At 58.4% G+C, this 24,901-nt stretch carries 20 protein-coding genes and 1 pseudogene; 14 read left to right on the forward strand and 7 right to left on the reverse strand.

The features are described 5' to 3' along the window. Window positions 1-238 precede the first annotated feature (238 nt). The 5 genes and pseudogenes from JQ848_RS12045 (at window position 239) to JQ848_RS12065 (ending at window position 5,979) form a co-directional block, all read left to right on the forward strand. A complete protein-coding gene (locus JQ848_RS12045; RefSeq protein WP_010657015.1) occupies window positions 239-916 on the forward strand; it encodes a UbiA prenyltransferase family protein in 678 nt (225 codons plus the stop codon). A 37-nt stretch (window positions 917-953) separates the two neighbouring features. Continuing rightward, window positions 954-1,288: pseudogene (locus JQ848_RS12050) on the forward strand (transposase domain-containing protein); the annotation flags it as partial. Between the two features lie 670 nt (window positions 1,289-1,958). Beyond that, window positions 1,959-2,384 carry an N-acetyltransferase gene (locus JQ848_RS12055; protein ID WP_160627714.1) on the forward strand — a complete coding sequence of 142 codons (426 nt, stop codon included), beginning with the start codon at window positions 1,959-1,961 and terminating at the stop codon, window positions 2,382-2,384. Beyond that, window positions 2,381-2,893 (forward strand): MepB family protein, encoded by a 513-nt coding sequence (locus JQ848_RS12060; protein ID WP_010657017.1) that lies wholly within the window; start codon window positions 2,381-2,383, stop codon window positions 2,891-2,893. The genes JQ848_RS12055 and JQ848_RS12060 overlap by 4 nt, the downstream gene beginning before the upstream one ends. Window positions 2,894-3,558: 665 nt before the next feature. Then, window positions 3,559-5,979 carry a glucose/quinate/shikimate family membrane-bound PQQ-dependent dehydrogenase gene (locus JQ848_RS12065; RefSeq protein WP_202210747.1) on the forward strand — a complete coding sequence of 807 codons (2,421 nt, stop codon included), beginning with the start codon at window positions 3,559-3,561 and terminating at the stop codon, window positions 5,977-5,979. Between the two features lie 78 nt (window positions 5,980-6,057). Here the strand turns inward: JQ848_RS12065 and JQ848_RS12070 are convergent, their stop codons facing one another. After that, window positions 6,058-7,605, reverse strand: coding sequence for a TerC family protein (locus JQ848_RS12070; RefSeq protein WP_003445648.1), 1,548 nt, complete (start codon window positions 7,603-7,605; stop codon window positions 6,058-6,060). A 395-nt stretch (window positions 7,606-8,000) separates the two neighbouring features. On the opposite strand from JQ848_RS12070, the gene JQ848_RS12075 reads away from it, so the two are divergent. After that, entirely contained in the window at window positions 8,001-8,456 is a 456-nt protein-coding gene (locus tag JQ848_RS12075; protein WP_003445651.1) for a GNAT family N-acetyltransferase, read from the forward strand. On the opposite strand, the gene JQ848_RS12080 is transcribed toward JQ848_RS12075, so the two are convergent. Further along, complete coding sequence (locus tag JQ848_RS12080; protein WP_003445654.1) at window positions 8,437-9,330, reverse strand: LysR substrate-binding domain-containing protein; 894 nt, start codon at window positions 9,328-9,330, stop codon at window positions 8,437-8,439. The two genes, JQ848_RS12075 and JQ848_RS12080, sit on opposite strands and share 20 nt — an antisense overlap. Window positions 9,331-9,487: 157 nt before the next feature. Here JQ848_RS12080 and JQ848_RS12085 point away from each other — a divergent pair, with 157 nt between their 5' ends. Next, window positions 9,488-10,786 carry an NAD(P)/FAD-dependent oxidoreductase gene (locus tag JQ848_RS12085; RefSeq protein WP_202210748.1) on the forward strand — a complete coding sequence of 433 codons (1,299 nt, stop codon included), beginning with the start codon at window positions 9,488-9,490 and terminating at the stop codon, window positions 10,784-10,786. Between the two features lie 47 nt (window positions 10,787-10,833). Next, the gene (locus JQ848_RS12090; protein WP_202210749.1) at window positions 10,834-11,922 is read left to right on the forward strand and encodes a polyamine ABC transporter substrate-binding protein; all 1,089 of its coding nucleotides are present in this window, start codon (window positions 10,834-10,836) and stop codon (window positions 11,920-11,922) included. A gap of 68 nt (window positions 11,923-11,990) precedes the next feature. On the opposite strand, the gene JQ848_RS12095 is transcribed toward JQ848_RS12090, so the two are convergent. Beyond that, entirely contained in the window at window positions 11,991-12,203 is a 213-nt protein-coding gene (locus JQ848_RS12095) for a PLD nuclease N-terminal domain-containing protein (RefSeq protein WP_003445661.1), read from the reverse strand. Window positions 12,204-12,292: 89 nt separating this feature from the next. Beyond that, on the reverse strand, window positions 12,293-13,138 hold the full coding sequence (locus tag JQ848_RS12100; protein ID WP_003445663.1) for a site-specific integrase: 846 nt from the start codon (window positions 13,136-13,138) through the stop codon (window positions 12,293-12,295). A 1,217-nt stretch (window positions 13,139-14,355) separates the two neighbouring features. Between JQ848_RS12100 and mgtA the strand changes: the two genes are divergently transcribed. From mgtA to JQ848_RS12120, 4 genes are all read left to right on the forward strand, one after another. Beyond that, entirely contained in the window at window positions 14,356-17,070 is a 2,715-nt protein-coding gene (gene mgtA, locus JQ848_RS12105) for a magnesium-translocating P-type ATPase (protein ID WP_161718732.1), read from the forward strand. 66 nt (window positions 17,071-17,136) lie between these two features. Further along, complete coding sequence (locus JQ848_RS12110) at window positions 17,137-18,801, forward strand: Na/Pi cotransporter family protein (protein ID WP_202210750.1); 1,665 nt, start codon at window positions 17,137-17,139, stop codon at window positions 18,799-18,801. Beyond that, complete coding sequence (locus tag JQ848_RS12115) at window positions 18,789-19,136, forward strand: DUF2493 domain-containing protein (protein ID WP_003445668.1); 348 nt, start codon at window positions 18,789-18,791, stop codon at window positions 19,134-19,136. Before JQ848_RS12110 ends, JQ848_RS12115 begins: the two co-directional genes overlap by 13 nt. 30 nt (window positions 19,137-19,166) lie before the next feature. After that, window positions 19,167-19,892, forward strand: a complete 726-nt coding sequence (locus JQ848_RS12120; protein ID WP_127195369.1) for a hypothetical protein — start codon at window positions 19,167-19,169, stop codon at window positions 19,890-19,892. 10 nt (window positions 19,893-19,902) lie between these two features. On the opposite strand, the gene JQ848_RS12125 is transcribed toward JQ848_RS12120, so the two are convergent. Further along, window positions 19,903-20,535: a LysE family translocator gene (locus JQ848_RS12125; RefSeq protein WP_127195368.1), complete on the reverse strand. Its 633-nt coding sequence runs from the start codon at window positions 20,533-20,535 to the stop codon at window positions 19,903-19,905. 147 nt (window positions 20,536-20,682) lie between these two features. On the opposite strand from JQ848_RS12125, the gene JQ848_RS12130 reads away from it, so the two are divergent. Both JQ848_RS12130 and JQ848_RS12135 read left to right on the forward strand, forming a co-directional pair. Next, window positions 20,683-22,077: an aminotransferase-like domain-containing protein gene (locus JQ848_RS12130; RefSeq protein WP_010657025.1), complete on the forward strand. Its 1,395-nt coding sequence runs from the start codon at window positions 20,683-20,685 to the stop codon at window positions 22,075-22,077. 125 nt (window positions 22,078-22,202) lie between these two features. Further along, window positions 22,203-23,825, forward strand: a complete 1,623-nt coding sequence (locus JQ848_RS12135) for an acyl-CoA synthetase (RefSeq protein ID WP_010657026.1) — start codon at window positions 22,203-22,205, stop codon at window positions 23,823-23,825. Between the two features lie 96 nt (window positions 23,826-23,921). Here the strand turns inward: JQ848_RS12135 and JQ848_RS12140 are convergent, their stop codons facing one another. Together JQ848_RS12140 and JQ848_RS12145 are read right to left on the reverse strand one after the other, a co-directional pair. After that, window positions 23,922-24,218 carry a putative quinol monooxygenase gene (locus JQ848_RS12140; RefSeq protein WP_003445673.1) on the reverse strand — a complete coding sequence of 99 codons (297 nt, stop codon included), beginning with the start codon at window positions 24,216-24,218 and terminating at the stop codon, window positions 23,922-23,924. A gap of 26 nt (window positions 24,219-24,244) precedes the next feature. Beyond that, complete coding sequence (locus tag JQ848_RS12145) at window positions 24,245-24,481, reverse strand: YdcH family protein (protein ID WP_010657027.1); 237 nt, start codon at window positions 24,479-24,481, stop codon at window positions 24,245-24,247. Between the last annotated feature and the right edge of the window lie 420 nt (window positions 24,482-24,901).

The following is a 24,901-nucleotide window of genomic DNA, read 5'->3' on the forward strand; positions in this document are numbered from 1 at the left end:
ATACCAGGCAGAGTTTTTCACCGGGGACAGTACGTCAAGATCCCGCTGCGACGAAAAGATTGTTCTTGAGCGGCGGGTTCAACTTCAGTGCATGAAGCTAGTATCGATTTGGTTTGCGATCGTTCAGGCAAACTGTGGTTCTTAGAGATCAACCCGAACGGGCAGTGGGCTTGGATTGAAAATTTAACGGGTTACCCTATTGCTGCGGCGATCGTAGACGAGTTGACGGTGAGCGCAATTGCTTCAGCCTAAAGAATGGCTCCATTGGCTCTGGCCGACACTAATCCCATTGTCATCTGCTGAGCAGACCGAGGATACGGAATGGAAGCAGGGGATTGCTGCATCTGTTCAAGAGGGAGATTGGTCGACAGACAGCGACGTAGTGCTGGAAGAGTCGCGGCGTCTTTTTGATGCAGAAGTTGACCGTCGGAAGGGATCTGATGCGAAAGCAGGTATTTACCTAGCCGCCATCACGGCGTTGATACCCGTACTTGTCTCGCTGCTACCAACCCTATGGAGCGATAAGTCGAGCAAATGGCTAGGCTGCATTAGCCTCATGTTATTTGGATTGGCAGTGGCTTTCCTGCTGCGCGCAGGGGCTTGGGCGTTCAGAACGCTCAAAGTCGCCGGGTTCACTCAGCTTGGTCCAGGTGAGCTAGCCAATACCTGGAAAGAAGGCTCGCCTAAAGCGGGCTTAGCCAAGCAGCTCGCTAGCGCCGTCCTACATAACTACTCACTGGTCAACGAGAAGGTGACCGGTATCAAAATGACCCATGAGTATCTGCTTCGGGCCTTTTTGACGTTCACCATTCTCCTGGTGCTGCAAGTGATCTGGCCGGTTGGCGTATGGGTCGTCGAAGAGCGCACAAAACTAGACACTCCAACTCCGGCTCCATTGATCATGTGCTATTCGTGACGTCATGAATCCGGAAAGTTGATCACTGAAGGTACTCTCCGATCTGGTGGCGGTCGTTTACGACTTCAGCCCGAGCCGCGCTGGCGAACATGCCCGAAACTTCCTTGGAAACTGGAAGGGCAAGCTGGTCTGCAATGACTTCGCTGGCAAAAAGGCAGGCTTTGAACTGGGCGTCACCGAAACTGGCTCTTCGCAGGGTCGTTGCGCAGCGGAAAACGGGCTGCGGCAATCATGGGCGTGATTCAGTCGGCACGCATGAACGGGCATGACCCGTAAGGCTATCTCAAGGATGTACTTACGCGGTTGCCGACACAGAGGGCCAGTGAAATAGGACGGTTGCTACCGCACCAGTGGGTAGCTCCATCGCATTGATCTAATGGGCGTAACCCCATTAAATTTCCCATTTTTCCCCTGTCGTTGGCTAGATTTTCTTAACCGCGCCAAGATTTTCTTAAAATATGCGCCAAACACTCAGAAAATATTAACCGAAAATGGCCGCGCAACCACACCTCTGGGGTACCCCAGCTCGCCAGTGGGCTTATTGCGGTTGATATTCGGAAACGGTACGAGACACAGCGTCGCGCCGATCTGACTGCCAAAAGCTACGAGTAATGTAGGGATAGCGCTTAAGAGGGACGTTATCTATCGATTCGTTCACGGTTTATCTGCAAAATTGCTTCGGTGGTCTAAGGCGAGGAAATTTCAAAATTGAGCTTTTTTGGGCGAGGTCGTTCTAAATTTGCACGCACTCAATGGAGGTGGGTAAGGGTTTAGTGGGAAAAGTTTCAATTTTCCGCAGTCGCGAGGTCACGAAGCGAACTCGCCATTGGGACGAACCCAGACCCAGATACGTGATTTAACATAATATACATTATGCGAACTATTGTATTGGTGCGTCAGGGTCAGTGGAGGTCAGATTTCAAGGCTGGAAATTCTTCTCTCGAACGATCCCCGCATTTCGATGCCTGCAACAATGCCCAGACGCGCTCTAATTGCTGGCTTTGCATTAAGCTTGTCGGCCAACACCACAATGGAATGACAAATGATCAGAGCATTTGAACTACACGACATGGAACCTGTTGTGGAAATCTGGCTGAGCGCATCGATCAAGGCTCATGACTTTATCGACGCGGCTTACTGGCAATCCCATACAGCAACGATGCGTGATGTTTACATCCCGGCATCTGAGACCTATGTGTTTGAAGACCAATCCAGCGTCCAGGGGTTTTGCTCCTTGCTGGGCAATCAACTGGCCGCGCTGTTTGTTGACCCGGCTCATCAAGGCAAAGGCCTGGGCAAACAGTTGCTTGAGCATGCGAAAAACCTTCGTGGTGAGTTGAGCCTTGCGGTTTACAAAGAGAATGCGCCCAGCCTGGCCTTTTATCGCTCACAGGGTTTTGATGTGGTCCGCGAGCAAATTGACGAGCAGACAGGTCATGCTGAATACCTGATGGCGTACCGCACATGATCCTCCCACAGCCTTTGCTGACAGCTATCGAGAGCCTGTATTTGAACGCAGCCTTAGCGCATCCGGTTGATTACTCGGTAGACAGTGAAGCCCGGGAATATGGCGGTTTGCGCTTTACTCTTGCAGGTCGCAAGGTTGTCTTCAGGGTAGCCAAAGTGACGCCAACCAAGGTCGGCCAGTTCGTCACCCTGTGGAAACGACCTTGCCCAGGCGGCGAAATTGCACCGCTGGATAGCGCGGATGACATCGATTTCGTGGTGGTTCATGTGTCTACTGAAGGACGCTGCGGACAGTTCGTTTTTGATCGTGAGACCTTGTTGTCGCGCGGTGTGTTTGCCATCAATGGTCGCGGCGGCAAGCGCGCATTTCGTGTTTATCCGCCCTGGAGCCAGCCTGTAGCACGCCAGGCCGTGCAGTCTCAAAGATGGCAAACCGAGTGTTTTGTCGCGGTTTCTCCCTTTGAATCGGCCTCAATAGTACGTATTCGCGGCCTTTTCAACTGCGAGTAGTCATAGGCTTATATATGCATTCTAGATATAACTAAACTAAAGAACTATTTAGTATAGTTATAATAATGACCCTTGGCATCAGGTTCGGCAGCCCTTTCCCCTTGCTGTCCGACGGCTCCATCTGGAACCCCGGTGCACCAAAGCCTGGCGATTTACGCCCCCAACGCGGCCGCCACTCCAGATACTTCCATGCCTTCCACCGCAGGCTGCCCCAATGCCTGAGCGCATTTCTCTCGCTTAACGCACCGGGCGTGCTGTACCTGTTGCCTGTGCTCCAGTTGCGTAACTGCTGCACCCTGCGCCGCCAGTGCTTCGCGCATCCGGGCATCGATGATGCCTGCGATGCATGGCCATCAACCTCTACCCCGCCGCTACCTGCATCCCCGGCTCCCGCGAGAGAGGCGCCGAGGTCAGGATCGGAAAGCGCTCGCCACTGGCTTGCTGCGGTTTGCGCGGACAATTTGTCGCAGGGCGTGTTTTTTTGTTAAAGTTACGGAACTAACCGTTTAGTACATAGCTATCTATGACTTCTGCCGGTTGTCTCGCCCTGCTCAATAAGGCACCAGGCGCTGCAAAGGCTTCCCCAGCCACTCTGTAATGGAAACAGCTATACCTAATAGGCTGCTCCCACCTCAATCGCTCATGCATCAGTAGGGTCATGCACCATGAATAACTCTCAACCTTCGGCCTCCGTGAGCCGCTGGCCCGTTTGGGTCGCAGCCCTCGGCGTGCTGGTTTTCGGATTGCTGTTCGTCGCCGGCGGCGGCTATCTCGCCACCCTTGGCGGCAGCCTGTATTTCCTGCTGGCCGGTCTCGGAATGATTGCCGCGTCGGTATTAATGTTCAAACAACGCCTTTCAGGCGTCTGGCTGTTCGCTGCCGTGATGGTTGCGTCGATTGTCTGGGCCCTGTTGGATGCCGGGCTGGTGTTCTGGCCGCTGGTTTCGCGCCTGTTCGCCCTGGCCGTGCTGAGCCTGGTGGTGGCGCTGGCTTACCCTTCTCTGCGCAAGGCCAACGGCCTGAGCGGGAACGGGGGTTACGCGCTGGGCGCGGTGCTGGCAGTGGCCATCGCTGGCGGTTTCTGGGGCATGTTTCAACCCCACGCCACGGTGTCGGCTACCGGCGACGGCCCGGGCCTGACCAAGGTCGACCCGGCCAATGCCCAGAAAGACTGGGCACACTACGGTAATGACGAAGGTGGCAGCCGCTTTGCCGCACTGGACCAGATCAACCGCAGTAACGTTGCCGATCTGGTACCCGCCTGGACTTACCAGACCGGCGACGTGGCGATCAGCGACGGCAATGGCGCAGAAGACCAGCTGACCCCGTTGCAAGTGGGCGACAAGGTGTTTATCTGCACCCCGCACAACAACCTCATCGCTCTGGATGCCGATACCGGTAAAGAGCTGTGGAAGAACAACATCGATGCCAAATCGGCTGTCTGGCAACGTTGCCGGGGCCTGGCGTACTTCGATGCCAGCGCACCGGTTGCCCAGCCGACTGATGGCAGCACCCCTGCCGTGCCAGTGGCTGTTGCCCCCGGCGCTGCCTGCCAGCGTCGCCTGCTCACCAACACCATCGATGCGCGCCTGATCGCGGTGGATGCTGACACCGGCAAGTTCTGCCAGGACTTCGGCACCAATGGCCAGGTTGATCTGAAAGCCGGTCTGGGCAATGTGCCTGACTCCTTTTACCAGCTGTCGTCGGCACCGTTGATGGCAGGTACCACAGTGGTGGTTGGCGGCCGGGTTGCCGATAACGTGCAAACCGACATGCCTGGCGGCGTGATCCGCGGCTTTGACGTAATCACCGGCGCCATGCGCTGGGCGTTCGACCCTGGCAATCCGCAAGACAAACAGGCTCCGGCAGAGGGTCAGACCTACGTTCGCAGCACGCCCAACAGCTGGGCGCCGATGTCCTATGACCCGCTGATGAACACCATCTTCTTGCCGATGGGCAGTTCGTCCACCGACATCTACGGTGTTGAACGCACGGCTCTGGACCACAAGTACGGCGCTTCGGTGCTGGCACTCAACGCCTCGACCGGTGATGAAAAGTGGGTCTATCAGACCGTTCATAACGATCTGTGGGACTTCGACTTGCCCATGCAGCCGACCCTGATCGACTTTGCCAAGCCTGACGGCAGCAAGGTCCCGGCGCTGGTGATCGGCACCAAGGCCGGCCAGATTTTTGTTCTGGATCGCCACACCGGCCAGCCACTGACCAAAGTTGAAGAAGTAGCGGTCAAAGCCTCCAACATTCCGAACGAACCCTACTCGCTGACCCAGCCGAAATCGGTGGGCATGCCGCAGATTGGTGCGCAAAAACTGACCGAGTCGGACATGTGGGGCGCAACCCCGTTCGATCAGATGCTGTGCCGCATTTCGTTCAAGAAAATGCGTTACGACGGCCTGTTTACCGCACCTGGTACCGATGTGTCGCTGAGCTTCCCGGGCTCACTGGGGGGCATGAACTGGGGCGGTCTGTCGACTGATCCGGTGCACGGCTTTATTTTCGTCAACGACATGCGTCTGGGCCTGTGGATCCAGATGGTGCCGCAGAAAAAAGAAGCGGTGGCCAACTCCGGCGGCGAAGCACTGAATACCGGCATGGGCGCAGTACCGCTCAAAGGCACGCCGTATGCAGTGAACAAGAACCGCTTCCTGTCCATCGCCGGCATCCCTTGCCAGGCTCCGCCGTTCGGCACCCTGACTGCCATCGACATGAAGACCCAGAAAATTGCCTGGCAAGTACCGGTCGGCACTGTTCAGGACACTGGCCCGCTGGGGGTCAAGATGCACCTGCCATTGCCAATCGGCATGCCTACCCTGGGCGGTACGCTGTCCACCCAGGGCGGTCTGATTTTCATCGCGGGGACTCAGGACTATTACCTGCGCGCCTTCAACTCGGCCAATGGTGAAGAGGCCTGGAAGGCCCGCTTGCCAGTCGGCAGCCAGGGCGGCCCGATGACCTTTGTGTCGCCTAAAACCGGCAAGCAGTACGTTGTCATCACCGCCAGTGGCGCACGCCAGTCAGCCGATCGCGGTGACTACGTGATCGCTTACGCGTTGCCTGACAAAGAGTAAAACAGCCCTGTAGGGGCGCGCTTGCCCGCGAGTCTTTCGCAACAGCGAAGAACTCGCGAGCAAGTTCGCTCCTACAGATTACGCTTTGCTAAGCAGCACCCTGGTCACCCGCCGCTCTTCAACCTCCATCACCCTCAGGTTCCACCCTTCCCAGGTCAGGCTGTCGCCAATCACAGGCAGACGGTCCAGCAAACTCATGACCATTCCAGCCAGTGTTTGATAGTCATCCGTGGCCTTGGCCGGGAAACCGGTGTGCAGGGCTATCTGACTCAGATTCAAGGCGCCGCTCACTAAGTAACCATCCCCTTGGACCACAATGTTCGGGCCTTCGATTTCACTGGCGTCAGGCAACTCGCCGGCAATCGACTCCAGAATATCGGTCATGGTCAGCAGGCCGGTGAAGTCACCGAACTCGTTGATCACGAAAGCGATGTGGGTGGACTCTTTGCGCATCTGCTCCAGAGCATTGAGGATCGAGAAACTGTCCAGCAAGTTGATGGTCTTGCGGGCCATGGCTTCCAGATCGGGTTGATGGCCGGCCAACAACTCTTTCAACAGTTCCTTCTTGTGCACAAAGCCCAATGGCTCATCGATGCGCCCTGCCCTGATCACCGGCAACCTGGAGTAGGACGAATGCATCAGCTTTGCGCGAATGCTCTCGGCCGAATCTGCCAGATCGATGTGATCAATCTCCGTGCGCGGGGTCATGACTGTGCGTATGGGCCGCTCCGCCAGTTGCAGAACACCACTGATCATGACCCGCTCGCGACGGTGGAACACCTCTTCGCTGGCGCCGCCTTCCAGCATGTCCGCAATTTCCTCACCGACTTCGTCGGCACTCAGGGTACGCCCGCCCAGCAAACGCATCACGGCATGGGCGGTGCGCTCACGCATCGGGCGCACACCTTGCAGGCTGCGTTTACGTTGCGCGCGGGCAATCTGGTTGAAGACCTCGATCAAGATCGAGAAGCCGATGGCAGCGTACAGATAGCCCTTGGGAATGTGGAAGCCCAGGCCTTCAGCGGTAAGGCTGAAACCGATCATCATCAAAAAGCCCAGACACAGCATGATCACGGTCGGGTGACTGTTGACGAAGCGGGTCAGCGGCTTGCTGGCAATGATCATCAGGCCAATGGAGATCACCACCGCGATCATCATCACGGACAAATGCTCGACCATGCCCACCGCGGTAATCACCGCATCCAGCGAGAACACCGCGTCCAGCACCACAATCTGCGCCACGATCGGCCAGAACATGGCATACACAGCGTTGGATGAACGCTCTGCGACATGCCCTTCGAGCCGTTCATGCAACTCCATGGTGGCTTTGAACAACAGGAACAGACCACCGAACAGCATGATCAGGTCGCGCCCCGAAAAGGATTTTTCAAACACTTCGAACAGGGGCTCGGTCAGCGTCACCATCCACGAGATGCTGGCCAGCAGGCCCAGGCGCATCAATAGCGCCAGGGTCAGACCAATGACCCGGGCGCGGTCGCGCTGCTCGGGCGGCAACTTGTCCGCCAGGATGGCAATAAACACCAGGTTGTCGATGCCCAGCACCAACTCCAGCACAATCAAGGTCAGCAGGCCTAGCCAGGCCGTAGGATCAGCAATCCATTCCATAATGCTTACGCGCGCTCTTGAGGGGTTGGGGATGATGAGAATGCTGCGCCCGGGTCGATCCTCTGGCAGGCAGTGGCCACAGGAAATTCAGCACAGACAGGCAGGCGCAAGACACGGGATGTACCGGTCAGGCTGGAAACGCTGGAGAGATGAGATAAACGATCAGCAACAGAGGCTGAAAACAAACGGGTTGCTGACAGAAAGCAGCAACTGGGAGGCTCCATCAGGGTGTTCATATAAACCTTTAGTAAATTGGGGATGCAATCCTACAGCGCAATCAGAGTTTTCTGAGTAACAGACTTATTACAAAATTTGACTGAGCTATCAAGAGCGGCCGACGTCGGCAGCAAGGTCTAAAGTAGTTCGCCAATACCATCGCAACGGATAAATCACTTATGAGCGTTCTGGTTCGAGCTGCCCGTGCCGAAGATGCAGCGGCCATCAGCAAGGTGGTGATCGCTGCACTTCGCCAGTCCAATGCCCTGGACTACCCGCCCGACGTCATCGCCCGGGTGGAGCAAAGCTTTGCGGCCCCACAGATCCTGGGCTTGATCATCCAGCGTCAAGTCTATGTGGCAATTCTTGATGGGGCCGTGGTCGCAACGGCAAGCCTGGACCAGCAGGTAATTCGCAGTGTATTCGTCGCTCCCGGCCACCAGGGCACGGGAATCGGCAAGCAGCTTATGGCCAGAATCGAATCCGTTGCAGGACAGCACGGCCTGCAAGAGTTAAGGGTGCCCTCTTCAATCACCGCCGAAGGCTTTTACGCCCGCCTGGGTTTTGAAAAAATCCGCGACGAATTCCACGGTGCCGAACGCACCGTCATCATGCTCAAGCACCTGGCACCCTAGCCTGTTGCGCCTGCTCCGCGAACCACTGCAGCACCCGGGAACAGGCCGGGTGTCCGGCCGCCAGGGGCTGTGGGCACAACGAGTAATTGCCGCCGGTTTTCAATGGCTCGCCAAACGGAATCACCAGCACCCCGCGCTGGATCGACTCATCGGCCAAGGTCATGTCCGTCACTGCGACCCCAAGCCCCCGGGCCGCAGCATCCAGTGCCAGCTCATCGAGGTTGAACGGGATGTGACGATAGCTCTCCAGGGGGTTGCCGTGATTGGCTGACAGCCAGTCGATCCACGCCTGCTTGTCGGCCGAACGGTGCAGCAACGGGAAACCTGCCAGGTCATCCATTGACGTCAGCGGCCCCAGATCCGGGGAGCAAACCGGCACCAGTGCCTCATCGAACAGCACCAGACAGGCCGGGTCAGCGCGGGGCTCCGGCAGATAGAGGATGTAGGCATCACTGTCGCTGGCGGGCTCAACGATCTCGGTGGCAACGGTTTCGATCGACAGGGCTATGTCCGGATGCTGCAGGTAGAAGTCACTGAGCTTGGGCAGTAACCAGCGCACGGCCAGGGAGACGTGCATGCGGATACGAAACGGACGCTTTTGCGGTGAAAGCCGGTCTTCCAGCGCCCGCAACTGCGCAAGAATGGTGCGCGCGCTGCCCAGCACCTCTTCGCCTTCAGCCGTCAGGTGCACGCTGCGACTGTTTCTGGCGAACAGCGGTACACCGAAATGCCCTTCCAGTTGCTGGATCTTGCGACTGACTGCGCTCTGGGTCAGACACAGCGCCTGCGCCGCTAGGGTGAAGCTGCCCGAATCGGCAACTGCAACCAGCGCCTGCAGGCCCTGTAGAGACGGTACGTGGCTAATTGTATCCATGCGTTTTTGGAATCGATTAATGAATTTATAACGTTGGTTATATCACCCTGTTCGTCATAAATTCCAGCTATAGAGGGCGCCACCTGATAACAGCCATGCGATTTGCGCATGTATTCACCCAAGCAGGAGGCGCCGCAACCGTTGAATGAGGTGTTACGTGAAAAATCAATGTGGCTGGATTGCCCTGGCAGGAACCTCCCCGGGCCGCGATCACCTCAAGGGGCCGGAAAAAGCTGACTGGCTGATTATTGGCGCCGGTATCACCGGGCTCAGTGCCGCCCATTCCCTGGCAGAAATGTACCCTGAGGCGCGTATCGTCGTGGTCGATCGGCAGCGCGCAGCCCAGGGGGCCTCAGCGCGCAACTCCGGCTACGCGGTGTCCCACGAAAACCCCGGCGATGATGAGCTGATCGGCCACAGCGGCTTCGCCGGTTTTGAGGTCGACTCTGCAATCGGCTGCGCCGCCGGCGAAGAAGTACGCAAGCGCATCAGCCGCCACGGCATTGAGTGCGAATACCGCGATTCGGGTTACTACTTCGCGGTCAATGATCCCGCCAAGCTGACCCACATCGAAGCCAAGCTCAAAACCCTCAGTGCCGTGGGGGCCTCGGCACAGTTTCTGGAGGGCGGACAACTCGCCCAAAAACTGGGGACCCGTCACTATCGGGCGGCGATCTGGTGCGGTAATGGCAACGCTCTGCTGCAGCCGGCGAAGTACGTCAAAGGCCTGCTGGATGCACTGCCAGCCAATGTCAGCGTATTCGAGAACACCGAGATCAGCGGCCTCGAACCCGTGCGCGGCGGCGTGCGTGCCACTGGCACCCAAGGCAGCATCGAGGCCGGACAGGTTCTGGTGTGCCTCAACGCTTTCATTCCGCGCGCCGGGATCGACAACAGCGCCACCTTCCCCATGGAACTCAGCGCCAGCCTGACCCGCCCCCTGACAGACCGGGAATACGCGGCCATCGGCAGCGTCGAGCCCTGGGGCGTACTTTCCACGCGCCCCCTCGGCGCAACCGTGCGCCTGACTCCGGACCGCCGGGTGATGATCCGCAACACCGCCGAATACCGCACCAAAGACCTGTCCGACAGCGATTTGATACAGCGGCGCAAACACCACGCGCTGGGCTTGCAACGACGCTTCCCGGGGCTCACCGAACAAGACATTGACTACACCTGGACCGGCCACCTGAGCGCCACACGCAGCGGCCAGCCGTATTTCGCCAAGGTCCAGGAACGGGTGTTTGCCGTCGCCGGCTGCAATGGCTCCGGCGTGGCACGCGGCACCCTGTGGGGCCGGTTGCTGGCGGAAATGGCCAGTGGCGCCAGCTCCCCGCTGTTGCAGTCAGTCATGGACCGGGCACGGCCGGGCTGGCTGCCGCCGTGCCCGTTCTTCGACATCGGCGCCGTGTTGCGCATGCGCGTGGAAGCGGTCAGGGCCAGAACCGAAATCTGATGCACTGTGACGAAAAAAATAAAAGCTCCTCGAAAAGGTGATTGAACATGCACATCAACACGATTTCCCTGGCGGTCATGCTGGCCGCGTTTTCGGCAGCCAGCTACGCAGACGAGACAGTCAATATCTCCAACTGGAACGGCTATATCGCGGATGACACCCTGCCCTCGTTTACCAGGCAAACGGGGATCAAGACGACTTACGATATCCACGACAGCAACGAAGTGCTGGAGTCCAAGTTGATGACCGGCAACACCGGTTATGACGTGGTCAGCCCGTCCAACCACTTCCTGTCCCGGCTGATCAAGGCGGGGGCCATACAAAAGCTCGACCGCAGCCAGTTGCCCAACTGGAAAAACCTCGACCCGGTGCTGATGAAAAAGCTCGAGGTGAACGACCCGGGCAACCAGTACGGCTTCCCCTACATGTGGGGTACTGCAGGCATCGGCTATAACGTGGACAAGATCAAGCAGATCTTCGGTACCACCGATGTCACGCAGTCCTGGAGCCTGTTTTTTGATGAAAACAACATCAAGAAGCTGAGCCAGTGCGGCGTCGCAATCATCGACAACCCGACCCAGGTGCTACCTGTCACCCTTAACTATCTAGGCCTGCCGCACCACAGCCATGACCCGCAAGACTACAAGAAAGCCGAACAGGCTCTGCTGAAAATCCGGCCTTACGTTCAGTACTTTCACGCCTCGAAGTACATCAGCGATCTGGCCAATGGCAATATCTGTGCAGTGATAGGTTTTAACGGCGATGTAGTGCAGGCAGCCGCCAGTGCCAAGGAAGCCAGGAACGGGATCAACATCGCTTACTCGGTCCCCAGGGAAGGCTCCACCTTGTGGATGGACATAGTGGTCATGCCCAAAAGCGCGCCCCATGAAAAGAACGCCTACACCTACATGAACTACCTGCTCACGCCCCAGGTGATTGCCGATATCAGCAACAACATCCACTACGCCAACCCCAACCTTGCAGCGGATGCCTATCTCTCGTCAGAGGTGAAACAGGACCCTGCCATCTATCCGTCAAAAGAAGTGATAGACACACTGTTCACTGTCGAGGACCTGCCGGCCAAAATTGCCCGGCTCACCACGCGCCTGTGGACCAAGCTGAAGACCAATACCTGAGTCGGCAAGCCCCCTGCAGGAGCGAGTTTGCTCCTGCAGCTTGGGGTTATTCATAGCGCTCTTGCGGCTCACCTCGAGACCGAAGACGAATCCCTTCTGTGCTTTTTCGACCCGGCCACCAGCCACGCCAGCATGCCGAATAATGGCACGAAGATAATGACCGCCACCCACATCAGCCGACTGCTTGCAGGGGCTGCGCTTTTAAGCACGCGGCTGATGGTCCAGAACTCGATCAGCAGCAGGATAATGGCCAGTACGACCCAAATTTGCTCGATTTGCATGCATCACCTCCCAGGTTGTAAAGCTTTAGGTGGGGGCATGCCGCGAGGGTTCATTGTTTTTTCAGTGCTGCGGGCCTGGGCGTTGCCAGTCACAACATAAAGCGGTCAGTCACATTGCGCCGCTCATTGTCATCGCGCACGTCATAGCTGACGGTGGTCGCAATGTTGGCGTGGTGGGCCAGTTTTTGCGCAATGGAAACGTCGTACTCTTCGATCACCCGGGTGATGAATGAACGGCGAAAGTCATGGGGCATGATGTCGACCCCGACCTGCCGGCCGCGCTGTTTGGCGATGTAGTAAATCGCATGCTTGGTAAGGCGCTCGCGGGTGATGTGATTACCGCGACGAATCCGGTTGAACAAGAAGTCGTCGTCACTGGCTCCGTCCGGCAGGTTGTCCCGTCGAAACGCCAGCCACTGCTCGAGCTTTTCAAAGGCCCAGGCCGGAGCGAACTTGATCAGCTCCTTGTTGCCTTTACCCACCACCCGCAGGCTGCGCTCCTCAACATTCACCTGCCACAGGTCCATGTTCACCGATTCCGACTTGCGCATCCCCGAGCCATACAAAATTGCAATGATCGCCGCATCCCTCAAGCCCTGGGGGCGCGGGTCGGCAGCACAGACATCCATCAGTTCACGAATCAGAGTACGGCGTAGATTACGGCCCTTGGTCAGACGCGAACCACCTCCCGCCTTTACCGCACGGATCTTCAACAAATGATCCTGGGTGATCAGGCTTTGCTGCCAGGCCTGATTCATCACGCCGCGGATGGCATTCACGTACAGCGAGGAGGTATTGGGCGCATAGCCATCTGCGCGCAATGCAGACACCAGCGCGGTGATATGCCCCGGCTGCAGTTGATGCCACGGAAACTCATCGATGGCGACATCCTCAGCCCCCAGGCGATCCGCCGCCTCCTGCAATACATAACGCATGGTCTGACGGCTCGATGGCGCAAGACGCGCAAGGTAAAGCGCAACAGGCGTTTGAACCTGAGTTAATGCAATGGCTGAAACCTGCGTTGCTGCGGGGTCAATAGTCGACAAAACCAATCTCGATACGGGGCTGAAACAGCCTCTAATATAACCCAAACCTATAGATTGTCCGTGCAGTTATAGCGTTTAGGTGATGGCAGCACCATCGGGCAGCAGCCGCAGCTACAGCCCGGATGCAACCCGTGCTTTTGAACTTCAATGCCTTACATGGCGTTTGCTGACAGCACACTTCGGCGCCCCACTCTTCGGCTATTGAGTTTTATTATTGTCATATTCAAGCGGTGACTGTTTTTAATACACTTTCCCGTTTCTGAACATTGGCTGTACCGCCCTTACTTGTGCCTGTTTAACCTTGACATGAGTTACCTGACTGAGTAGATTGCGCAGGCCGAATTACTTCGGTCTTTTTTAAACCTCACAAAAGAAGCCAATGGACACAGTATCTAGACGCTGTCCGGTCACCGCGAATGCGGAGCTCCGGGCAATTAACCAAAACATTGACAGGACTCGCCTGCACGGCGGGGTCAATTGCGCTAGAGCCTGACGCTCCAACGTAACGACCTCCCCCGGCATCAGTCCGGTCACGAGGTGTGTTATGACCTTTAAAACCTTTGTACTACCTGGCGTCCGCGCCTTTAGCTCGAGCATGCGGGTCAAGCTCTGCCGTGAGCCTGCCTTTGCTCGGCAATCCCCCTTCTCCACTGCCGTTCCCGGCGCAAAACCTGTGCACCGCCAGGTGCACTGGCGGGTCAGCCCCGGCACAGGGCAACTGGAACAGCGCTGGAGCATCAACGAATCCCAGGACCCTCCGTGTTGTGGCCCCGTTCGCCTGCTTGCCCGCGCCCCGAGTTTCTACACAGCCGCTCGCGCCGGATAAGCACGGTTTAATCGAGCGCAGAACCTTCTGCAAAGAAAGTTCTGCCATCGATTAACTTCCGCCTGATAAACATCGTTATCTGACTGCTGTTCTTTATGAACCAGATTGGAAGTTTCCTGTTGCCCGCTGATTAATAGCGCTGTTGTAGCGAAACATACAACTGCACCTAAAACTTATTTAAACCGATCGCCGACTTTCGCACCGGACGACTGCTGTTTGCCTCCAGAAAGGCAAGTCGCATGTATGTCCGGATTAAAACAGGCGACAGGAGCAGCCCCCTATGAGCGCATTGAAAACCCCCAAAGCACTGGATAAAAACAGCGCTGCAGACCGTGCAAAACTGTCCATGCGTGCCGCACGTGAAGCACAGAACGGACTGTCGGCGACCCTGGCGAACGTCAAGGCCACCACCGACGGCCTGACCCTGCTCGAGGCCTCGAAACGCCTGCAACTGGAGGGTTACAACGAGGTGGCCCACGACAAGCCGCCCCATGCGATCGTGCAGTTCCTGCTGGCACTGCATAACCCTTTCATTTACGTCCTGCTGACCCTGGCGGTGATCAGCTTTTTCACCGACTACTGGATTCCGCTGCGTGACGGTGAAGAAAGCGACCTGACCAAAGTCATCATCATCGGGTTGATGGTCGGCCTCAGCAGCGTGCTGCGGTTCTGGCAGGAGCACCGCTCGGCCAAATCCGCCGAAGCGCTCAAGGCCATGGTCCGCACCACGGCCACCGTACTGCGCCGCGAAAAGGACGGTGCCAGGCCCAGGGTGCTTGAAATCCCGATGCGCAATCTGGTGGCCGGCGATATCGTGCAACTGTCCGCCGGAGACATGATCCCCGCGGACATTCGCCTGATTGAATCCCGCGATCTGTTTATCAGCCAGGCCGTACTCACGGGCGAAGCTTTACCCGTGGAGAAATACGACACCCTGGGAGACGTCACACAAAAGTCCGCCTCCGGCATGGCAGCCGACCAGAGCAACCTGCTGGACCTGCCCAACATCTGCTTCATGGGCACCAACGTAGTAAGCGGTACAGCCCGCGCCGTGGTGGTTGCCACCGGCCCCCGGACCTATTTTGGTTCGCTGGCCAAAGCCATCGTCGGCTCGCGCTCGCAAACGGCATTCGATCGGGGAGTCAACAGCGTCAGCTGGCTGCTGATCCGCTTCATGCTGGTCATGGTGCCCATTGTGTTTTTCCTCAACGGGTTCTCCAAGGGCGACTGGGGCGATGCCTTAATGTTTGCCCTGGCAGTGGCGGTCGGCCTGACCCCGGAAATGCTGCCAATGATTGTCAGCGCCAACCTGGCCAAGGGCGCCACCGCCATGGCCAAACGCAAAGTGGTGGTCAAGCGCCTGAATGCGATCCAGAACCTCGGTTCGATGGATGTGTTGTGCACCGACAAGACCGGCACCCTGACCCAGGATCACATCATCCTTGAGCACCACGTGGACGCCAGCGGCAAGCGCGATGAGTCGGTACTGGCCCTGGCCTGGCTCAACAGCCATCACCAAAGTGGCGTGCGCAACCTGATGGATCAGGCGGTGGTGCAGTTCTCTACACAGGACCCAAAGTTCAAAGTGCCGTTTGCCTACCGCAAGGTCGATGAACTGCCTTTCGACTTTGTCCGCCGACGCCTGACGGTCGTGGTCAAGGACAAACGGGGTGACCACCTGCTGGTATGTAAAGGCGCAGTAGAGGAAATGCTCGCCATCTGCACCCATGTCATGGAAGGCACCGCCAGCGTTGCGCTGGACCCGTTGCGCCGCCAGCAGTTGCTGGAACTGGCCAGCGGCTACAACGAAGACGGCTTCCGGGTACTGCTGGTTGCCACCCGTGAAATTCCCAAGGCCCAGTCACAAAAGCAATACACCACCGGCGATGAGCGGGATCTGGTCATCCGCGGCTTGCTCACCTTCCTCGACCCGCCAAAAGAAACCGCCGGCCCGGCGATTGCCGCGCTGCAGGCAATAGGGGTAGCGGTAAAAGTACTGACCGGCGATAACGCCACAGTCACCGGTAAAATCTGCCGCCAGGTGGGACTGGAGCCAGGCTCGCCGTTGCTCGGTCCTGAAATAGAGGCCATGGACGACGCCACGCTGCAACTGGAGGTGGAGCAGCGCACGGTGTTCGCCAAGCTCACTCCGCTGCAGAAGTCCCGGGTGCTCAAGGCACTGCAGGCCAATGGTCACACGGTCGGCTTTCTCGGCGACGGGATTAACGATGCCCCGGCCCTGCGCGATGCGGACGTGGGCATTTCGGTGGACAGCGGCACGGACATCGCCAAAGAGTCGGCCGACATCATCCTCCTGGAAAAGAGCCTGATGGTGCTGGAAGAAGGCGTGCTCAAAGGCCGCGAAACCTTCGGCAATATCATGAAGTACCTGAACATGACCGCCAGCTCCAACTTCGGCAACGTGTTCTCGGTGCTGGTGGCGAGTGCCTTTATCCCTTTCCTGCCGATGCTGTCGATCCACCTGCTGCTGCAGAACCTGATGTACGACATCTCCCAGCTGGCGCTGCCCTGGGACAAGATGGACAAGGAGTACCTGCAAAAACCGCGCAAGTGGGATGCGAAAAACATCGGCCGGTTCATGATCTGGATCGGGCCGACCTCGTCGATCTTTGACATCACCACCTTTGCCCTGATGTGGTACGTGTTCTCGGCCAACAGCGTGGAAATGCAGACCCTGTTCCAGTCCGGCTGGTTCATCGAGGGCCTGCTCTCGCAAACCCTGGTGGTGCACATGCTGCGCACCCGAAAAATCCCCTTCATCCAGAGCACTGCCGCATGGCCGGTGATCATGATGACCCTGATTGTCATTGTGCTGGGCATCTACGTGCCGTTCTCGCCGCTGGGCACCATGGTCGGCCTTGAGCCGCTGCCGCTGTCGTACTTCCCCTGGCTGGTGGCCACCCTGTTCAGCTACTGCTGCGTTGCACAGTTGATGAAGACCCTCTACATCCGCCGCTTCAAGCAGTGGTTCTGAGCTGAATCTGCGGGCGCCGGTCTGGCGCCCGCAAAACAATGAATGTTTGTTATGTGGAGATTCCTCATGTCGGGAACCACTCTGTTACTCAACCTCGCGGGGGCCATAGCCCTGTTGCTGTGGGGTACCCATATGATTTCAACGGCGCTGCTGCGCGGGTTTGGTACCCAGCTGCGTAACTGGATGGGGCGCAACCTGAACAATCGCTGGATGGCGCTGATTTCCGGAATCGGTATTACTGGCGTACTGCAGAGCAGTACCGCCGTCAGCCTGATGGCAACCTCGTTTACCGCCGCCGGCACCCTGGGCCTGGCGCCAGCCCTGGCCGTGATGCTGGGAGCGAACATCGGTTCGACCCTGGTGGTACAACTGCTGAGTTTCGACACTTCACTGGCGATGCCGGTGATACTGCTGGTGGGTTTTGTGGTGTTTCGCCTGCGCGATGACTCACGCTTTGAAAGCATCGGCTGCGCGCTGATCGGACTGGGGCTGATGCTCCTGGCCCTGAGTCTGCTCAGCGCCAGCCTGGGTCATATGGAAGCCACGTCGGTGTTCCGCGCGCTCATGCAAAGCCTTGAGGGCGACCTGGTCACCGCGGTGCTGGTCGCAGTCCTGCTGACCTGGATCTGCCACTCCAGCGTGGCAGTGGTGTTGCTCATTGCCTCCATGGCCGGTGCCGACATGATGACCCCGGTGACGGCGCTGGCCTTGATGCTGGGAGCCAACATAGGTGGTGCCTTGCCCTCGGTATTCAGTGCCGGCTCCCCGGTGGCGCGGCGCCTGCCCGTGGGCAACTTGCTGATTCGTTTGTTCGGCAGCCTGCTGTTGCTGCCGTGCCTGCCACTGATTGCCGCACAGCTGGGCCGAACCGATATCGGCCCGGCCCAGCTGGTGGTGTATCTGCATAGCGCATTCAACATCGCCCTGGCGCTGCTGTTTATCGGGCTGACCGAACCCATGGCGCGCCTGCTGAGCCGGCTGTTTGCCGAGCAGCAGAGCCCGGTGGATCCCGGCATGCCGCAATACCTCGATGAAGCCGGGCTGGAAGTGGCCAATATCGGGCTGTCCAACGCCGTACGCGAAGCCCTGCGCCTGGCGGACATGGCCTCGCTGATGCTCAGCCAGGTGCTGCAACTGTTCGAGAAGCCCGATCAGGCCGCCTTCGCCAAAGTCCGCCAGCTGGATCACTCGGTGGACCTGCTGAGTGCCGCCATTCGTGCCTACCTGGCGGATATAGGCCATGACGGGCTGAGCGATCATGACGCCGACCGCGCCCAGGAAATCCTGATGTTCGTGATCAACCTCGAACATGCCGGCGACATCCTCAACAACCTGGCGCAACTGGCCATCCGCAGAACCCGCCGTGGCGAGCACTTTTCCAGCTTCGAGCTGCGCCATATCCAGGCCATGCACCAGGCCCTGCAGGACAGCCTGAACCTGGCAGTGACCGCCTTCATGGGCGAAGACGTGCTGGCAGCCAACACCCTGGTCAGCCACAAGGACACCGTGCGCAAGCTGGAGGCCAGGGCCAGTCGCGAGCATTTTCGTAAATTGCAGAATGACAAAACGGCCTGGGCCGAGTCCGGGGATATTTTCCAGCGCGTGCTGCGCGACTATCGGCGGGTTCATCACCATATTGCCGCCCTCGGCTACCCGGTGCTGGAGCGCTGCGCAGAACTCAACGGCTTCGTCGACCACAACTCCAGGGACACTGACCCGTGCGCCTCTTGATCTGTGCCGGGCGCCATTACGCCGACACCCTGATGTGCCTGCGCGTACTGGATGCCTACCAGGCCATCAATGGCGTGAGCGTGCTGATTCACGGCGCCAGTCCGTATCTGGGCAGCGCCGTGGAGGACTGGGCGCGCGAGGCGGGAGTCGATGTGGTGCGCTACCCGCCGAACTGGAAGATGTACGGCAAGCAGGCCGAGCGCCGGCGCAATCGATTCATGCTCACGGACAGTCGCCCGGACGTGGTCATTGCCCTGCCCGGGGGAGATGACACCTGTGCGCTGATCAGCCGGGCCAGAGCGGCCGGCATTCATGTTGTAACGGTTAACAACTGACTTTATTGATTCCACTCAGGAGTTTTACCCATGACTGAAGTATCCCGTTCAGCAGCCGTTCGCCATTGGGTCGGCGCTTCGATGAGCATCGCCCTGACCCTTGGCCTGGTCTCCAAAACCTGTGCGTCCGGTGGTTCATACGTGGTCGACGACGGCGCAATCAACAGCCCCGGCGAATGCAACATCGACGCCTGGTTCACCAGCAACCGTCACCACAGCGCCACCCACAACGCAGTCATTTCCCAGGGCTGTACTTCACACAACCTGCCCTGGCTGCAATGGGGAGGCGCCATAGAGCAAGGTCACAGCAACGACGGCACCGCCCGACAGTTGAGCCCGCAACTCAAGGCGCAGCTGTATTCAAGTCTGGACCAGAGCCTGGAACTGGCGCTATCGGGCGAGGCCCGCTTTGCGCTGAACCGGGCCCACAGCTATGACGGCACCGACCTCAACCTGCCGCTCACCTGGCAACCTTTCGCGCCCCTGCGACTCAATCTTAACGGCGGCTGGAGCCATGCCTGGAACGACGGCAAGCAGAGCCACCGACTGACCTGGGGTAGCGGCTTTGAATATGCCGTTACCAACTCGCTGACCCTGATTGGCGAACGCTACGGCGAAGAAGGCGGCGAGCAGTCCTGGCAGACAGGTCCCAGGTTCCACATAGGCTCTGCCGTGGATCTGGACCTGGTGCTCGGTCGCACCCTGAACCGCGACCGCGACCGCTGGCTGACCACCGGGGCTACCCTGCGTTTCTGAGGCTCAGCCGCTAAAACCCCCGGGCCAACAGAATGGCCACCCCCAACAGCATGATGGCTGTGGCCCGTTGCAACAAAACTTGTCGCGACGGGCTTTGCAGCACCCGCCGCACCCGCTGGCCGAAGTAGCAATACAGGCAGCCGCTGGTGAACTGCAACAGCAAGAACACCAGCCCCAGTACCGCCAGATCCAGCGCCCGGGTGGCACTGCCCTGCCCGGCAAACTGCGGGAACACGGCACTGAACATGACAATGGTTTTGGGGTTGGCAAAGCCGGTGAGCAGCCCCTTGGCGAAACGCCCCCTGAAGCTGCTGTCCAGGGACTCGGCAGGACGCTCCAGCAACAGTGCCCGACTGTTCCATTGCCGATAGGCCAGATACAGCAAATAGGCCACGCCGATACATTGAATGACGCGACTGATCAGGGGATTGCCCTTGACCAGCTCGGCAAATCCGACGGCAAAAATCAGGATCGACACCAGATACGCAGCGCTGGCGCCAAGCTGCACCGGCATTGAGCGCTTCAAGCCTTGCTGCATGCCGAAGCCCATCAACAGTAAGGTCATGGGCCCGGGACTAAAGGTCATGGTGGCGCAGAAAAACAGAAAGTAGAGGAAGGACGCGAGTGTCAGTTGTGTGGCCATTATCTTTATCAGATCCCGAAACCATTGCTCGAACACCTGCGAGCGGTTCCGCAGTTTAGGTGGCGCAGCCCGGCATGGGCAGATCAAGCCCCGACCAACTTGACCGTACTTTACTGGTAGCATGACCGGTAAAGTACGAGGTCATTGATGCCTATCCCCACGATTGAATTCCAGCCCGGCACTCCCAAAGTCCAGCAGATTGTCGAAGCCCTGAACCAGGCCATTACCCAAGGTCGCCTGAACCCGGGGGCCAGACTGCCCTCCGCCAGGGAAATGGCCCTGAGCTGGGGCGTCAGTAAATTCACCCTGATTGAGGCTCTCGATCGCTTGCGTGGACAGGGCCGGATCACTTCAAGCCAGGGCCTTGGCTACTTTGTCGCGGCCAGGGCTGCGGCTGCAGAACGGGCGAGCGCGCTTGATCTGTTGCCGCAAGACCTGACCAGTGTCCTGCGCCGCTCATTGACCGGCGCCAGTGGCGCCATGCGCCCCGGCAGCGGGCATCTGCCTGAAAGCTGGCTGGAGCCCAGCGCCATGCGTACCCACCTGCGCCAGCTCAGCCGCTCGCCGGGGCTGCGCCTCACCGGCTATGGCGATCCGGCGGGCTACTTGCCATTGCGTCTGGCACTCCAGCAAAAACTGCTGGGCCAGGGCCTGGACGTTGCCGTCGAGCAGATCATCACCACCGCCAACACCGTGCAGGCACTGGACATGTTGTTGCGCTTGCGGGTGCGTCCCGGCGATACGGTGCTGCTGGACATGCCCTGTTACTTCAACTTTCACGCCAATCTGGCGTTGCACGGGGCACGGGTCGTGACCCTTGAGCGCACGCCCCAGGGGCTGGATCTGCAAGCGCTGGAGCAGCTGTTTGAACAGCACCGGCCGAGCCTGTATCTGACCACAGGCCTGCTGCATAACCCCACCGGCCATTCCTTTTCTCCGGCCCAGGCCTACGGCTTGCTGGAGCTGGCCAAGCGTCATGACTGCCATATCATCGAGGACGATCTGTACGGCGACTGGCACCCTGACCCGCCTCCGCGGCTCGCGGCCCTGGCCGGGATCGAACACGTCACCTACCTCAGCGGCTTTTCCAAAACCCTGAGTGCCAATCTGCGGGTGAGCTATGTGGTGACCTCGGCGCAGGCAGCCGCCAACCTGACCCATCTGAAACTGATGTGCGGCGGTATCACCTCGGAAATGTTCGAACAGGTCGTCTGTTCGATGCTCACTGACGGCACCTATCACAAACACCGCAAGCGGGTGATGCAAGGTCTGCTGGCCAGCGGTGCGCGGGTGGCCAGCTGGTTGCAAGGCCTGGGGTTCACCCTCAATGCACCTTACACCGGGGGCCTGTATATCTGGGCCACGCTCCCCGCCGCACGGGACGCCGCAACCCTGGCCCAGGAGGCGCTCGCCCGGGATCTGGTGCTGGCGCCGGGCATCCTGTTCGGCTTTGACCCCGCACTGCGCCACTGCATGCGTTTTAACGTGGCCCACACCGACAAGCCCGAGGTGATGGCTGCCTTGGCAGCGCTGCTGGATTAGCCCGGGGCCATTGCTTCCCTATGCCACACCGAGTGAGCTATAAGTCAGGCCGGACATAAAACTGTCCCGCCCACCGATGGGCGCGGGCAGCCAAAGAGCTAACAATCAGCCACCGGAAGACCTTCATGTCGATTTTTGAGCAAGGCCTTGAGCCCAATGCTGTCAACCATATTGCCCTGTCGCCGTTGAGCTTTATCGAACGCACAGCCAGTGTCTACCCGGACTACCCCGCCGTGATCCACGGCTCGATTCGCCGCACCTGGCTGCAGACTTACCAGCGCTGCCGGCGTCTGGCCAGTGCGCTGGCCGCTCGCGGGATTGGCAAGGGCGATACCGTGGCGGTGATGTTGCCCAATATCCCGGCCATGCTCGAAGCCCACTTTGCGGTGCCCATGCTCGGCGCAGTGCTCAATGCACTTAACGTACGCCTCGACGCCGAAGCCATTGCCTTCATGCTGGCCCACGGCGAAGCCAGGGTGTTGATTGCCGACCGTGAATTCCATGCCGTGATCCATGCTGCCGTGGCCATGCTTGATCATCCACCGCTGATCATCGACGTGGATGACCCGCAATACGGCGAAGGCCAGCCGGTCAGCACACTGGATTACGAGGCGCTGCTGACCGAGGGCGACCCTGACTACCCGTGGCAATGGCCGGCAGATGAGTGGCAGGCGATCGCGCTCAACTACACCTCCGGCACCACGGGCAACCCCAAAGGCGTGGTCTATCACCACCGCGGGGCCTACCTTAACTCCCTGGGCAACCAGATGGTCTGGGCCATCGGCAATCACCCGGTGTATCTATGGACCTTGCCGATGTTCCACTGCAACGGCTGGTGCTACCCGTGGATCATCACGGCCCTGGCCGGCGTGCACGTGTTCCTGCGCCGGGTTGATCCGCAACGAATTCTCAGTCTGATCCAGGAGCATCAGGTCACCCATATGTGCGGCGCGCCGATTGTGCTCAATGCCCTGACCAACCTGCCGCTATCCGCCAGGGTTGCCATCGATCATCCGGTGAGTGTGATGGTCGCGGGTGCAGCACCACCGGCCCAAGTGATAGGTGCGGTGGAAGAAATGGGCATCAAAGTCACCCACGTGTATGGCCTGACCGAAGTCTATGGCCCGGTGACCATTTGCGCCTGGCATGAGCAATGGGATGCCCGGCCACTGGCCGAGCGTGCGCAGATCAAATCCCGCCAGGGGGTACGCTATCCGACGCTGGAAGGGGTAATGGTTGCCGATCCGAAAACCCTGGTACCGACCCCGCGGGACGGAGAAACCATGGGTGAGATATTCATGCGTGGCAACACCGTCATGAAGGGTTACCTGAAGAACCCCAGTGCCACGGCGCAAGCCTTTGAGGGGGGCTGGTTCCATACCGGGGATTTGGCCGTGTGCCACCCGGATGGCTACATGGAGATTCGTGACCGGCTCAAAGACATCATCATTTCGGGTGGCGAAAACATCTCGACCATCGAAGTTGAAGGCGTGCTTTATCGTCATCCCGGGGTACTGGAAGCGGCGGTGGTCGCCCGCCCTGATGAAAAGTGGGGCGAAACGCCCTGTGCCTTTATCACCCTCAAGGATGACCACCAGCAGGTGCTCGAGCTGGATATCATTGCTTTTTGTCGCCAGCACCTGGCGGGATTCAAAGTGCCGCGCACGGTAGTGTTTACCCTGCTGCCCAAGACCTCGACCGGCAAGGTCCAGAAATACCTGTTACGCGACATGGCCAAGGCCCTGTAGTCGCTGCCGAGGAACTTAACAAGCTTGCACAAGCCCGACATGAAAACGGCGGCCTGTTCAGGGCCGCCGCTTGATGCTGCTGTGTTGATCCCTGTCTCAGATACTCAACTCGTCCAGCAACAGCACTTCACGATGCTCGATCAAGTCAGCAACAGCTTTGCCCATCGCCAGGTAATGCGCTGTGGTTTTGTGGTGCTCAATGGCCGCCATGTCCTTCCAGCCTTCGATGAATACAAAACGCTCGGGATTGGAACGATCTACATGCAGGTCATAGAAAAGACAACCGGCTTCAGCCCGTGATCCGGCCACACATGCACTCAGCGCCTGTTTAACAGCCGGCCCATGACCAGGCTTGGCACTTAAGGTGGCAACAATTTTGATAATTCTGGACATATACGATTCCTGCAGCTTGCGGTGACTTAAACGTTCAGTAGTTGGACAATTTTGTCTTTGATCTGGAGCCTTTGCTCCTTGAGTTTCTTCAAGACCTCATCCGGGACACCAATGGCCTCCCCGGCCTCCGCTTCAATGACCTCGGCATCCTTCTCGCCATATTGCACAAACAACTGGTTGAGATGAGCGTTTTCGCTGCGACACTTGCTGACAGCCTCTTTAGTGAGTCCCAAGTCTTGCAACAAATCGTGTTTGACTGGCATATCTGCACCTCTTAGACGTTTCGGTGACGATTCCAGACTCTTTAAATGAGTCCGCTCAAGGGGCTCAAGCCAACACCCCCACCTAAGCAATAGCACGCAACAGGTCACCGAGAAAGCCAGGCGCACACATAAGCGTCTTCGCCTGCGTACAGAGGGCTGAATTCCACGCCCGCAAACCCGCTTTAAACGCGACCCCTCAAGGCGCCAATTAAATGCCGACGGAAAAATAGGCGGTATTTTTTTGACGACATGTGACTGGAATCATAGTCTCGGATGATTTTTCAGTGATACGATGCGCATCTGCCTACATGCTCTAATTTTAACTACTACTCTTCCAGAGCATTGCTTACAACCAACAAACAGGTGTATTTCGCATCGGGCACCGCTATATAAAATGTCGATCAACATTTGATTGGCGTC

This window comes from Pseudomonas paraversuta (genome assembly GCF_904067025.1).
GTDB lineage: Bacteria > Pseudomonadota > Gammaproteobacteria > Pseudomonadales > Pseudomonadaceae > Aquipseudomonas > Aquipseudomonas paraversuta.